10 protein-coding genes are annotated in these 14,399 nt (G+C 48.5%); all 10 read left to right on the top strand.

Annotated features, from left to right (window positions below; all coding sequences use genetic code 11):
- Positions 1–17: 17 nt before the first annotated feature.
- The 10 genes from FLM52_10775 (at position 18) to FLM52_10730 (ending at position 14,092) form a co-directional block, all read left to right on the top strand.
- The gene (locus FLM52_10775; protein NVN56269.1) at positions 18–2,771 is read left to right on the top strand and encodes a glycosyltransferase; all 2,754 of its coding nucleotides are present in this window, start codon (positions 18–20) and stop codon (positions 2,769–2,771) included.
- 128 nt (positions 2,772–2,899) lie between these two features.
- Entirely contained in the window at positions 2,900–3,973 is a 1,074-nt protein-coding gene (gene rfbB, locus FLM52_10770) for a dTDP-glucose 4,6-dehydratase (protein ID NVN56268.1), read from the top strand.
- Between the two features lie 20 nt (positions 3,974–3,993).
- The gene (gene rfbD, locus FLM52_10765) at positions 3,994–4,869 is read left to right on the top strand and encodes a dTDP-4-dehydrorhamnose reductase (GenBank protein NVN56267.1); all 876 of its coding nucleotides are present in this window, start codon (positions 3,994–3,996) and stop codon (positions 4,867–4,869) included.
- A 108-nt stretch (positions 4,870–4,977) separates the two neighbouring features.
- The gene (gene rfbA, locus FLM52_10760; GenBank protein ID NVN56266.1) at positions 4,978–5,868 is read left to right on the top strand and encodes a glucose-1-phosphate thymidylyltransferase RfbA; all 891 of its coding nucleotides are present in this window, start codon (positions 4,978–4,980) and stop codon (positions 5,866–5,868) included.
- A gap of 362 nt (positions 5,869–6,230) precedes the next feature.
- Positions 6,231–6,779: a dTDP-4-dehydrorhamnose 3,5-epimerase gene (gene rfbC / locus FLM52_10755; protein ID NVN56265.1), complete on the top strand. Its 549-nt coding sequence runs from the start codon at positions 6,231–6,233 to the stop codon at positions 6,777–6,779.
- A 72-nt stretch (positions 6,780–6,851) separates the two neighbouring features.
- Positions 6,852–7,895, top strand: a complete 1,044-nt coding sequence (locus FLM52_10750) for an HAD family hydrolase (GenBank protein NVN56264.1) — start codon at positions 6,852–6,854, stop codon at positions 7,893–7,895.
- Between the two features lie 102 nt (positions 7,896–7,997).
- Complete coding sequence (locus FLM52_10745; protein ID NVN56263.1) at positions 7,998–9,833, top strand: glycosyl transferase family 1; 1,836 nt, start codon at positions 7,998–8,000, stop codon at positions 9,831–9,833.
- Positions 9,833–10,765, top strand: coding sequence for a hypothetical protein (locus FLM52_10740; protein NVN56262.1), 933 nt, complete (start codon positions 9,833–9,835; stop codon positions 10,763–10,765). The genes FLM52_10745 and FLM52_10740 overlap by 1 nt, the downstream gene beginning before the upstream one ends.
- Before the next feature lie 136 nt (positions 10,766–10,901).
- Positions 10,902–12,554, top strand: a complete 1,653-nt coding sequence (locus FLM52_10735; GenBank protein ID NVN56261.1) for a hypothetical protein — start codon at positions 10,902–10,904, stop codon at positions 12,552–12,554.
- Between the two features lie 122 nt (positions 12,555–12,676).
- Positions 12,677–14,092 carry a hypothetical protein gene (locus FLM52_10730; protein NVN56260.1) on the top strand — a complete coding sequence of 472 codons (1,416 nt, stop codon included), beginning with the start codon at positions 12,677–12,679 and terminating at the stop codon, positions 14,090–14,092.
- The last annotated feature ends 307 nt before the right edge of the window (positions 14,093–14,399 follow it).

Raw genomic sequence — 14,399 nt, 5'->3', positions numbered from 1 at the left:
TCAAGCGGATTAAGACTATGAAGACAGTATGTTTGGTAACTGAAGAAATTGCAGGGATTTATGGCTCTGGCGGTATTGGAGCAGCATTCCTAGAGTTAGCTGAGCTTTTAGCTAAAAATAACTTTGCAGTTGATGTATTATATTGCCCTATACAGGAAATCAATGAAGATGATAAGAAAATCTATAAACAAAAATTCTATGCTAAGGGAATTAAGCTAGATTTTGTTGATTATTCTGATCATTATTGGGGGGATCATATTTATGAAAAAAAGGCTTATGCAGTATACAAGCATCTAAAGTTATCTAACTATGATTGTCTACATTTTCATGACTATAAAGGTTTAGCTTATTTTTGTGCATCTGCAAAAAAACAAGCATTAGCTTTTTCAAGTACTAGAATAGTTGTGCAAATGCATGGGCCTACGGGATGGACGGTAGATGTAAACAAAACTTTATATACGCATGAAGATCAATTGAAAATTGATTTTATGGAGAGAAAATCTGTAGAATTATCAGATTCAGTCGTTTCTCCAAGTCAATATTTGATTGATTACCTAAAAGATGAACAAGGCTTTGTATTCCCGGCAGATACTAGAGTTATTAAAAATGTCTCTTCGTCTCTTCAACAGCAATTGAAAAGATTCGCTCAGATGAGTGAAGATTTAACTAGCGTCAATGAAATTGTTTTGTTTGCTAGACATGAAGACCGTAAGGGATTCAAAGAATTTTGCTCTGCAATTTCATCTCTTAATGATTTTCTCACTCAAAAAAATATAACGGTTACATTCTTAGGAAAATTTGGAAGGATTGCAGGTCAGCATTCAGGTATATTTTTAGCTAATACAAGTCAAAAATGGACATTTCCTTTTAAGGTGATAACAAGCTATCATAGAGAGGAGGCTGCTAAATATTTGGTGTCTAATTCATCTTCTATTGTAGTGACACCTTCAGTCGAAAATTCACCTTATACTGTTCTAGAGTCTTTGATACTAAACAAAGTAGTTATTACCTCTGGTTTTGGTGGTGGTAAAGAGCTTTTAGTAGAGGACTGCCATCAGCGCCTATTATGGAACAGCGATGAGCCCAGTGATCTAGCAGCGGTTATAGAAAATATTGTTTCCTACCCCATTAACACGCCTCAAATGGCCCAGACTCCATCAGAAATTGATGAATTATGGTTGAAGTTTCATGATGAACATGTCAAAAGTTTTGAAGTTTCAACTCATACGCCTCTGGTAACGGTGGGTATTACTCATTACGAAAGACCCGACAAAGTCATTGATGCTATACTCTCTATAGTAAAACAAGATTATAAAAATATTGAGATAATTGTTGTAGATGATGGTTCAAAAAGCAAAGCAACAAAGTCGAAGTTACTCGACATAGAAAACATTCTTACTCGTATTGGTGGGAGACTGATCTATCGGGAAAACGGTTATTTAGGCGCTGCAAGAAATACCGTTATTGCAAATGCTAACGGCGAGTATCTTTGCTTTTTAGATGATGATGATATTGCTAAATCTAATTTGGTTTCAACCTTGGTTAAGTCTGCAGTTCATACTGATGCTGACATTACCAACTGTTTAAATCAATTTATGGACATTTCGAGGAGAGCTGAGGGTGTATCAAATCCGGATGAATTTAAAGAAAAGATCAGCTATGTCCCGGTTGGTGGCCCACTATCAGTAGCTTATTATAGTAATTGCATAGGATCAGCAACTGCTCTTATCAAGAAAAAATATCTTACCACCTCGGGCGCATATACTGAGTTAAAAGGTGTAGGCCATGAGGATTATGAGCTTTTCCTAAATGCACTCCAGAATAATGCCTCCTACTATGTATTGCCAGAGCCGCTTTATTTGTATGAGGTAGGTATGCCAAGTATGATCTCTAGTACTTCAGTTACTAAAAACTTTAGGAGAATATATGATGCAATAGATATAGATGTAAATCTATTAGAAGCTAAACGATCTATTGGCTTGCAAATCGGGAAAGTAGCAGCTGAACATCAAGTTAATATGCTGCAATGGTCTTATTCCCAAAGTCCTTATAGCACATATTTAATACCATTACATACTGGCGGCATGACTCCGGCACAGGAATACATCAATCTTATAGAATACTCGGAAAATCTTGGAAATCACTGCGCTAGGGCTGCATTTGAATATGGGAAGAATGTTTTAGATTCAAATGATAAAGCACCAGATTCTCAGCTTGTTAATTATGTCAATCATAATTTCAATGACTCCGGTGATAGCCAAGGATTACTTTTCGACGTAAAAATATTAGTCGGATTGCAACGGTTTGATTCGGCACTTTCTTGTATGGTTAATAGCATAGTGTTTTCGCATAGTTTTACAGCTTTGCATAAAGAGGTCGTTTCATATTTATCTAGCTTAAATACTAAGTATTCTGATGATACTTTGTTTGAGTTAATTGATGTGTTATTCACTATCCCGATTCATTTGCCAATAGATATGTTTATCAAAGATATAACAGCATTTTTGGCTGGCCAGGGAAGGGCTCATTTAGATAAATTAGCTAATAAAATATTAGAGATAGAAGTGAGTGAGTATTTGGAGTTAAATCAAGATATTCAGTTGGCTAGTAGTTCTTCAGATTTAACTGCCATTAAGCATTATTATAAAATATCAGGTAGGCAGGAAAATAGACGTGGTTTTAATAAGTTCAATTTGTTTATGAGTGAGCTTAAGAAGAATCCACAATATTCAGCAATAGAAGAAGAAGACTTCTATAAAGACTACTTATAATAAATAATAGGTCTTATCTTGAGGGCTAAGTTCTGATTATTAGCAGTGTTATCTTATTCTGCTTTATAGACAATATAATCATCGATTTTTCTTAGCCCTCTAACTATCTTTTGAGCCATGAGAATACTATGAAAGCACTGATAACAGGGGGGGCTGGCTTCATTGGTTCCGCAGTCGTCCGTGAGTTGATCCGCTCTACACAACATACCGTCATCAACGTAGATGCGCTGACCTACGCCGGTAACCTCGAATCCCTAGCGGAAGTCGCGGATTCCGAGCGCTATCACTTCGTGCAGGCTGATATCTGCGATGGCGAAAAGATGAAGGCGGTCTTTGCTGAATTCCAGCCGGATATCGTGATGCACCTGGCGGCCGAGAGCCATGTGGATCGCTCCATTGATGGCCCGGCGGATTTCATCGAGACGAACATCGTTGGTACCTATCAGCTGTTGGAAGCGGCACGCCAGTATTGGAAGGGCTTGAAGGAGTCGGATGCCGAGAAGGCTGCCGGTTTCCGTTTCCATCACATCTCCACTGATGAGGTGTATGGTGATCTCGAAGGGCCAGAAGATCTCTTCACCGAGACGACTGCCTACGCCCCCAGTTCCCCGTACTCTGCCAGCAAGGCGAGTTCGGATCACCTCGTGCGTGCCTGGCAGCGTACCTATGGCCTGCCGACCTTGGTCACCAATTGCTCCAACAATTATGGCCCGTACCATTTCCCTGAGAAGCTCATCCCGCTGATGATTCTCAATGCGCTGGCAGGCAAGGCGTTGCCGGTGTATGGCGATGGCAAGCAGGTGCGTGATTGGTTGTATGTGGAAGATCACGCTAGGGCGCTGATCAAGGTTGCCACCGAAGGCGAGATCGCCGAGACCTACAACATCGGCGGTCATAACGAGAAGCAGAACATCGAAGTCGTCAAGACACTGTGTACACTGCTGGAAGAGCTGGTCCCCGAGAAGCCCGCTGGCATTGCCAAGTACGAAGACCTGATCAGCTACGTGACGGATCGCCCTGGCCACGATGTGCGCTATGCCATCGATGCCACCAAGATCGAACGCGAGCTGGGCTGGGTGCCGCAGGAAACCTTCGAGACAGGCCTGCGCAAGACAGTCGAGTGGTATCTGGCTAATGAGAGCTGGTGGCAGCGCGTGCAGGATGGCAGCTACCGTGGTGAGCGCCTGGGAACCGGGAGCTGATGATGACGACTTCCCATCGCATGGGCCGTATCCTCATTCTGGGGGGCAACGGTCAGGTCGGGTTCGAGTTGCAACGCAGCTTTGCGCCCTTTAGTGAGGTGAGTGCACCGCGCCGCAGTGAACTGGATGTCAGTGATCTCGATGCTGTCGCGACATTCATCGACGCTTATCGACCACAGCTGATTCTCAACGCCGCCGCCTGGACGGCCGTCGACAAGGCAGAAGAGGAGTGCGAGGGCGCCATGCGTCTCAACGCGGAGCTGCCTGCCCTGTTGGCCGAGAAAGCCACTGAACTCGACGCCACCCTGGTGCATTACTCGTCGGACTACGTCTATCCGGGAGATGGAGATCAGCCGTGGCGTGAAGATAGCCCGACGGCGCCCCTCTCCGTCTATGGCGAGAGCAAGCTGGCCGGCGATGAAGCGGTATTGGCCAGTGGCTGTCGTCACCTAGTGTTCCGCACCAGTTGGGTCTATGCCGCTCGCGGCAACAACTTCATGAAGACGATGCTCAAGCTGGGGCGTGATCGCGATGCGCTGAATATCGTCAATGATCAGATCGGTGCGCCGACTCCTGCGCGCCTGATTGCTCAGCTTACCTGTGAAGCACTGCGCCAACGGATCGACTCTGGGCTTTATCACCTGGCGCCGCAGGGCACCACCAGCTGGCATGGTTTCGCCCAGTCCATTTTCCGTCTGGCTATCGCACAGGGCGAAACGCTGGCGATCGATCCACAGACGCTGGGTGGCATCCCGACAGCGGAATACCCGACACCGGCGACACGCCCACTGAATTCCCGTCTTGCGCTGGGGAAACTCGAGTCGGCACTTGGTCTCGAGCTGCCTGACTGGCAGTCTCAGCTGGCGCTGACGCTTAAGGAACATCTGGATCGCTGAGCCAGCGGTCTCTGTCACATTGGCAGGTCATCTTCAGTGTGTGGCATCCCGCAGCACCTGATCTTCTTCGAATGAAACGCTACACGTCGATACGACAAGGATTTTGATATGGCGCGTAAGGGCATCATCCTCGCCGGTGGTTCCGGTACACGACTGCATCCGATCACTCGCGGTGTTTCCAAGCAGCTGCTGCCGATCTATGACAAGCCGATGATCTTCTATCCGGTCTCTGTTCTGATGCTGGCCGGCATCCGCGAAATCCTGATCATCTCCACTCCGGAAGATCTGCCGCAATATGAAAAGCTGCTGGGCAACGGCGAGCAGTATGGTGTGCGTTTCGAGTATGCCGTACAGCCGAGTCCGGATGGCCTGGCCCAGGCCTTCATCATCGGTGAGGAGTTCATCGGCGGTGACCCGGTCTGCCTGGTGCTGGGTGACAACATCTTCCACGGTCAGCACTTCTCGGATCAGCTGAAGCGTGCCGCGAATCACCCGAGCGGCGCGACCGTCTTCGGTTACCTGGTGCAGGACCCGGAGCGCTTCGGTGTCGTGGAGTTCGATGAGTCCGGCAAGGCGATGTCCATCGAGGAGAAGCCGCTGAAGCCCAAGTCTCCGTATGCAGTGACTGGCCTGTATTTCTATGACAACGATGTGGTCGAGATCGCCAAGGCCGTCGAGCCGTCCGAGCGTGGTGAGCTGGAAATTACCAGCGTCAACAATGCCTACCTGGAACGTGGTGACCTGCGTGTCGAGCGACTGGGGCGTGGCTTCGCCTGGCTGGATACCGGCACTCACGACAGTCTGCTGGAAGCTGGCCAGTACGTCCAGACCATCGAGCATCGCCAGGGCTTGAAGGTGGCGTGCCTGGAAGAGATTTCCTGGGCCAATGGCTGGATCACCGACGAGCAGCTTGAGGAGCAGGGCACGGCACTCAAGAAGACCGGTTACGGTCAGTACCTGCTCAAGCGTCTGGATGACAAGCGCCGCGGCAATCAGTGATACGGCGATTGATGACATAGCCTGCAATGACATGTCCTGCAATGAAAGTTCATGATGAGCTGTGTCATGCCTTTGATACGAATTGTTTAAACGCAATGCTAATGTAGTCAAGCTCCCGCAGTCGTCCCGACCATGATGACGACTGCGGGAATTTTTATGGCAGGCGGCCATGGCTTCCCTGGCGAGCAGTGATGTGACGGTAAGGTATGTAATCTTTGTGGTGTATCGTGTCAGTCAACGCCGTCAGTGCCGCAGGACCGCTTGACGAAATGTGGCTTGGCAAAGAGCTGGCTGGATGAGAAAGGCAATGAGCCACCTCGCTGCCAACGCTATTTCTGTCCCCGACAAAGAGCAATTCCCGCATGAATTTTGAAAAACTCGCCATCCCGGATGTCGTGCTGCTGACGCCGAAGAAATTCGGTGATCAGCGCGGTTTCTTCATGGAAACCTTCCGTCAGAGCGAATTCGTCGAGCACTGCGGTGATTACACCTTCGTGCAGGACAACCACAGCAAATCCAGTCAGGGCATTCTGCGTGGCCTGCACTACCAGCTGAACCAGCCGCAGGGCAAGCTGGTGCGTGTCACCCAAGGGGAAGTCTTCGATGTTGCCGTGGACATGCGCAAGAGCAGCCCGACGTTCGGTCAGTGGGTCGGTGCCCATCTGAGTGAAGACAATCAGCAGATGCTGTGGGTGCCGCCGGGATTCGCACATGGCTTCTATGTCATCAGCGAATCCGCGGAATTCCAGTACAAGTGCACGGATTATTATGCCCCGGGGGATGAGTACTCGCTGAAATGGAATGACGCCAGCGTCGGGGTAGAATGGCCGCTGGTGAATGGCGAGGCGCCGCTGCTCTCGGGCAAGGATGAAGCCGGTGAATCTTTCGAGTCGGCCGCTGTCTTTGAATGACCTGAATGACCTGAATGGCATCATGCCAGTCAGGAAAATTTCCAGCTCGAACGCTTATGGATGGGTGAGAAGATGAAGAATACTCGTCAGGCACTCAGGGAGTTCGGCGCCAGTTTCATGGGGCCGGCCTTCTTGGTGTATGCAAAAGCAGTGGAAGCTCAAGGTGCGGGACGAGTACCGATATGTCTGGCTCGCGAGGGCTGGTGCTTCGAGCGTCTGTTGACGCGTCTTCAAGCGCAGAGTCTGGTGACATTCGACAATTCACCGCAGTATCTCAAGGTATCTCGTACCTTGCTGTTCAGAGCCAATCTCGGAGAGGAGTTCCTCTGGCCACTGGCGCTGGGCAATGACTTCGAGGGGGGTATGCTGGACCTGATGCGCAAGCGTTTTGGTCTGCAGATGCATGAAGCCTTCAGCGTATTGCCAGCCGAACTGCTGCAGACACACGTCAAGCTCCCCGAACAGCAGGAGCATGTCGTCACATGGCTGACACCGCATCTTGAGCGTTTGAAGGCGCTGGTCGCACCGACAAGGCAGGGCGTGATGGCCTACCTGAAGGCATTGGGCCTGACGGACGGGCCTGCGCCGCTCATGCTGGACCTGGGCTATTCGGGCACGATCCAGAAGTTGCTGACCCGCATGATGCAGCGCGAGACCTTCGGTCTCTACTATGTGGCGACCAAGCCAGGCAAGTCCTTACAGGGCGGGGCGACAGCCAATCTCGCCGGTGTCTTCCGTGAGGGAGTTAGCTGGGGCGACGGTTATCAGATGCTTGATCGCTCGTTGCTGTTCGAATCGCTGATGACGGCGCCGCATGGACAGGTGGTGGATGTGCGTCAGGACAGCGAAGGCGGCTTTGAATTCTGCTATGGCCGTCAGGCGGCGACGCAGCGTCACTTCCAGGACATGCAGGAAGTCTTCGATGGCGCGATCAATCAGGTGGCGGAATGGTTGAAGGCAGGTGTCAGCTTCACGCCGGAAGAGGTGGAGCAGATGTATGAAAACTTCGCGACGCGACAGGGGGCCATACCGCAATGCGCGTGGCACCTGTTCTTCGTGGACGATGACTTTTCGGGGAATGGCATCTTGAACCCGTTGGCCCTTTTCAACATCTGATCGAGAGCTGTCATGAAACCGTTCAATGTCTTTACCAAACGAAACTCCGCATCTCTTACCAAGGCGCAGCGGCGGGAGTTCGAGCAAGCCGAAACCCTAGGGCTGTTCGATGCCAGCTGGTATCAGCAGCGTTATGGACAGAAATTCCTCTCTCCGGCGCATGCCTTCAAGGATTATCTCCACAAGTCACGCTTTGCACCGATTCATCCGTCGCCCGCCTTCGATGGAGAAAGCTACCATCGCATGTACATGGATGTGTTCTACGACCAGCAGAGCCCGCTGTTCCATTATCTGAAGAATGGTAAGCGCGAAGGGCGTCAGCATGTGCCCTTGACGCCACGCTGGGTTCCTCAGACACGCATGCCACTGGATACCACGCTCACCGAGGCAGCCAGCAAATTGAAGATGGCGGTCTGTCTGCATGTCTTCTACGAGGATTTTCTGGAGCGTTTCGCCCATGCGCTGGATGACATGCCAATCAAGGTGGATGTCCTGCTGACGCTTGCCAAGGGTGTGAATGAATCCCTGGCACGCAAGACGTTCGAGAAGCATGCCTGCGTCAGACGTGTCGAGATTCGTCACGTGCCCAATCGTGGGCGCAACTTCGGTCCGCTGCTGGTCGAGTATGGCGATGTGCTTGCGCAGTATGACCTCTTCTGTCACCTGCACTCCAAGAAGTCACTGTACTCAGGACGGGAACAGACCCAATGGGCCGATTACCTCACTGAATTTCTGCTGAGTGACAAGTCCGTCGTCAAGCGCGCGCTCAATGCCTTCGCTGCTGACGTGACTCTCGGTGTCTATTACCCGACGACATTCTGGATGATGCCCAGCTGGGTGAATCACCAGACCATGAACAAGGGCTTCATGCGCGAGTGGCAGCAGGCGCTGGAGATCGATCATGTTAGCGACTTCCTGAGCTATCCCGCAGGCGGCATGTTCTGGGCGCGCCCACAGGCGCTTGAGGGCATCATCGGCAAGGGCTGGAAATACGAAGACTTCCCCGATGAACCCCTGCCCAACGATGGCTCCAAGCTGCACGCGCTGGAACGTATTCTCGGCGCTCAGGCGGAAAACTTGGGCTACCGTCAGTTCTTCTATTACCCGTCGGGTGGGGAGTTTACGGTAGACCAGAGTTACATCACCGCGAGTTATCACGGCTCCATCGAGCAGCACATTCCGGCCATCCAGGCACATCAGATCATCAGCTTCGATGTCTTCGATACGCTGGTGCGTCGCGAATTCACCGTACCGGATTATGCCAAGCTGAAGTTGGGCAAGTGGCTGGTGGCGCAGGGTATCGCCACCTCAGCTCATGATTTCGTGAAGACGCGCAATGAGGCGGAGTTTACGCTGCGCAAGCGTGCCAACTTCCAGGGTGATATCCGGATCGACGCCATCTATGACGAATTGGCGGATGTGTACAAGGTCAGCAAGGATGTCGCGCAGGGATGGATGAAGCGTGAGTTCGAATTGGATCTCGCGATGATCCAGCCCAAGGACGAGATGGTAGAATTGTTCAATCATCTGAGTTCAGCCGGGCATATTCTGTGGGTCATCTCCGACACCTACTACACGCGTGACCAGGTCGGTCTGATGCTGCGCAAGGCCGGTATCTCGGCGGCTTACCGTCTGATGGTGTCCAGCGAGGAAGGCAAGCGCAAGGACAGTGGCACCATGTGGGCGATGGTCAAGGAGGACCTGGCTCGTGAAGAGGGACGGCGCCATCTGCATATCGGTGACAATGTCGTGGCCGATGCACAGCGCCCAGGCGACATGGGCCTGGCGACCTTCCATATTCTTCATCCGATGGACAAGTGGCGCTCCCTGGGTATGCCAGATGTGCTGACGGGCAAAGATGCACTCGACGAAGCCCAGATTCTGAAATGGGGCGCTCTGGTAAGCCAGATCGGCCGCAACCCGTTTATTGGTGAATGATGAAAAAAGATACTCTGTACCTTCACGTTGGTTGGTCCAAGACGGGGACATCTGCCGTTCAGTCGCAGATACAGGCACAACATGAGGATTTCCTTGCCAAGGGAATCCTCTATCCGCAATCTCTGCAATGGCCTGATCACTCTCATCATCCCTTTGCGTTGTCCTTCAAAGGTAGTGGTGCCTATCAGAGCGACATGTCGCCAGCGGATGCCCTGGAGAAGTTACGTGTAGAGATGCAGGCAAGCTCAGCTGCAAGCGTATTGCTGTCTTCCGAGCTGTCGCCGATGTATTTCAACAACCCGCGGTTCAAGGTATTCGTCGCGGAGCATTTCGAGACGGTCAAGGTCATCTTCACAGTACGCCCGCAGTCGGAGCTGTTGTTGTCGCTGTTCAATCAGTTGGTGAAAGACCCCAACATCCGCTACGGGGCGTCACTGTTCACCCTCGCCATGCGCAATGTGAGCTGGTTGAACTATCTGAATCACGTTCGTCAGTGGGAAAAGCACGTCGGTGGAGAGAACCTCTCCGTGATTCCCTATAGCCGACAGGTGGTACAGGATTTCCTGGCCTCATTCGGCATTGATTATCGTCCCGGTGCCAATCAGGCCGATGAGACAGCCATCGTCAATCCGTCGCTGCCGACTCGCTGTCTGCCGTTGGTACAGAGATTTGGTCGTGGTCAGATGGGCAATGCTGAATTTGTTCGCCGCAGAGACAAGATTATCTCTCTGTCAGAGACGCTCGATCGTGACCAGGACAAGCACATGCTGTTCTCTGTTGCGGAGCAGCAGGCGTTTGATGCTCATTTCAAGCAGGGTAATCAAAGGCTTATAGAGTGGTTTGGTTTATCAGGGTCTAGTTTAATAAAGACTTCCTATTATCCTGTGAACTGTATATCTGAAAATAAATTAGAATTGAATGATTTGGGTTGAATACTTTTCCCTGGCAGTGATGGTTGACTACAGCCATTGCTGCCCTTTCTCAATTTATAGTTATATTTTGGAGTAAATGGCGCCAGCTTGATTTGCAAGATAATGCCTGGTCGTATTTGATGCTTTTTGCTTTTGAATTGTTGTACATTGTTCTCCTTGTCTAACTCCATGGTGGTTAATTGTGCTATATTTTCAATACTTTCACTCTCGAAAAGAACTTTCCGGAGAATTGCTAAAAGCTAGTGAGTATACTAAAAAAACAGTTGAAGATTCTGGTAATCAGTTCAAGTTATTCGATGATGAGTATTTGCTGGATATTATAAGGTTTAGTTTTGGGGATGAGTTATATCAAGCGTTCAAAGATAATAAGATACCAGCATCGCGGTCAGATATTGCGAGGCTCGTGATTTGCTATATTTTTGGCGGGGTATATTTGGATATATCGATCCAATTGGATGATATAAGCTCTATTGATATAACGGGTGATGTTGCAGTTTTGGTCAGGGACGATTTAGAAAGGTATAGTAATGATCCATCTGCAGCTCATTATGCAAATGGAATCATAGTTAGCCCCCCTCGATCTGAGTTTATACGTCAGGCGATTGATGATATAATAATAAACTACCGCGAAGGGAGATACAATCATGATGTAATAAACTGTACAGGACCAGGAGTACTAACGAAAATAATAAAAAACTCTCAGTATTGCCATAAGGTTCGAAAGATTAGTTTTAGTAATGTGCTATCAAAAAATAAGTACGTAAGGGTAAGTGGAGTATCAAATCGATGGTTGAATATGCAGAAATCAGGTATCTATAAAAAAAACTTAGCTTCAAGCGCCCCCATTTTTATACACTGCGGCTGGCCGAAAGTAGGTAGTACTTCGATCCAAGATACGTTCAGATCTCATGGTTTTTCAAATATTATATATCCGTGCTCAGGTAGACCTGATAACGCAAGAGCGCATCATCAGCTTGTCTCTCATAATTTTTCGGGTAGGGTGGCTGAGAATTTCAAGTGTGAAGTTGATAAATGTTCACCTATAGTTATATCTAGCGAGATGATCTCCGTTAAAATCGAAGAAGAGAATTTTATTGAAAGTTTCAACACCTTTATTGAAGATCTAAATCGCCCTATACACATATATATTTATCTTAAGAATTTGTACCGTTTTTTAGAGTCTGCATATTGTCAAGCTGTAGTAGTCGGGTTTTTTAATATTGTAGAAGACAAATATGAGGGGGGGTTGGAGGACTTTGTTAATGAGTTTGTTATTTCTGACAAGTCACATCTATTGAAGTATAATGCAACTTTAACGCTAATACGCAAACACCTAAAAGCATCTAAGGTCGTTGTGAGAGAAGATAAGAATTTATCGCACCGAGATTGCGCCAGAGATTTTCTGTTTTCTGTTTTAGGTGATGATAATCTTGATGAAAAATTTATAGTGAAGTCTAACGTTAGTATTGGTCATTTTGAAATGGCTTTAATGATTTTCTTGAGAAGGAGGGGAGTTTTCACTGATGTTTATTATGAAGAGAATATATCCAAGCTCAGAGATGATGCAGCAACCTTTAATGAGGGGAAGTATATAAAAGAATTTAGTTTTGATGGCAATGAAAGGTTGATAAATATGGTGTCAGAGTATGTTGCATCTGATATCGAAAATTCTTCAGCTGGCTTAGATCAATCTATATTGTTCGATTTTACACCTAAATACTCGAATATTAAAGACGCCGTATCACTAGAACAAGTTTTTAGACAGTTTGATCGCCTTGGTATTAAGTAAAATTGCTTTCTTTGTGTTTTGTTGTCTGAGCAGTTGCAGGGATGAAATAGGGTCTATGCGGAGCTGGCTGATTTTGTAACTTTATATCTTGTTGATTTAATCGTGTTATTTAGAGGAAGTATATGAGTATTTTAAGGAAATGGATCTCTCCGCATAATAAGTTTATAGGAGATACACCTAAATCTATAAAACTATACTTGCATATAGGTTCACCTAAAGCTGGGTCCTCCGCTCTGCAAAAGTTTATGCTTCATACATGTAACTCGTTAGCAAAATTTGGATATTATTATCCGGAGCATGGTGCCGACCAAAATGGTGTTTCAGGTGGTCATGGTCAATTGGCATCAGCCTTGCGAGAGAATAACTTAGAGTCTGCTACATTACTCCTTAACAAGTGGATGTCACATGCTCGTAAGAAGAATATGAAGCTTGTCCTTTCCTCTGAGTCGTTCTTCAATCAAGCACAAGCATTTCATACCTTGTTACATGAAAAACTCGGGCTAGAGCCAGAGACAATTCGTGTTATTTCTTTCGTGCGCGCCCCAATTGATTACTTAATGGGAAATTATAATCAGGGTATCAAGCGACATGACGCGACATGGCGTCTCTCCAGTCATCTGGCCCAAGTAATGAGTACCGCAAAGCATAGCCGTGCAGGGATACCGCTGATACAGTGGGCACATTACTTTGGCGATGATAATTGTCACTTCATAACTTATCATAAGCCAAGTGTCGATCAGCCGCAAATAGAGTCGTTATTTCTGAAAGCACTAGGCATGACATTGTCGAATATTAAGACATTGCTACCTGAGCGCACAATCACTAACCGCAGTTATGTGCGCTCTGCGCTTGAACTCAAGCGCATCCTGAATACTGTACTTGACGAACTCCCGCCCAAGATTGGTCGTGAAATCGATAGGGCTTTACAGGCATACTCGGATCAACACCCTGAGGAAGATTCGCTGGGGAGTCAGGACATCCCTGGGCCACTGTACCAAGAAATAAATGACATGTTCCTCTCCGCGATGGAACCTGTCATGCAGCGCTTCCCATCATTGGACCGAGATGTACTTTTTCCTCCTCAGGGCAAGAAAAGGGCGCGTACAGCTGAATTGTGCAACCCTTATCGTCCCTTGTCATACCTTGAGGCGCAGTGTCCCAAGGAGTTGGACGCTATCAAGGAGGAGGCTTTGTCACAATATCAGAGTGGTAGTCAGGGCTATGCCTTCCTGAAACTTCTGGATCTCCTGGGCCTTGATTTTGAGGAGCCAGACGCACGGACAGGATTGAGTGCGCGCGCGCGTGGCATCATCGCCAGCAGCAAAATGAAAGAAGCCGACCGGCTTCGAGAATTGGGCGCCTATTTTGAGCAACAGGGCCTGCTGGATGATGCCTTACTGCTGCTTCAAAAGGCATTGGAGGCTCGCCCCGGGGGGGGAGGCATCAAGAAGATGCAACGGCGCATTGCGGACAAGAAATTGGTCTTGGAGCAGATAAATTCTTCCGATGCTTCATGTGATGATATCACCGCACACTGAAGCCCTCCTCAGATGATGATGCAGTCTTTGACTTCGCCCTGTGTAGCGGGAAGAGTTTTGTCGTATGGTCGTTCGACATCAATTTTCTCTGTCATCTTTTACCTGTAATGGAAGAAAGTTTTGCCGACACCACCGTTTCTTGAGGGATCACAGCTCCAGTCCTCCGCTGCCAAAGCCCCTACCTTTCTTTCACTGCCTCTGCATATCCGCGTACCGCGTTACCTGCGAATCGATAGTGACCTTGCGCCTCTTGACGATGGGGATTGGCGTTCGCTTTCCAGCACACCCGCTTTTCTCTGGGAAGGGC

It is taken from the genome of bacterium Scap17 (assembly GCA_013376735.1).
GTDB lineage: Bacteria > Pseudomonadota > Gammaproteobacteria > Pseudomonadales > Halomonadaceae > Cobetia.
Note: the sequence above shows the minus strand (reverse complement) of the source record. Positions and strands in the feature narration are given on the sequence as shown.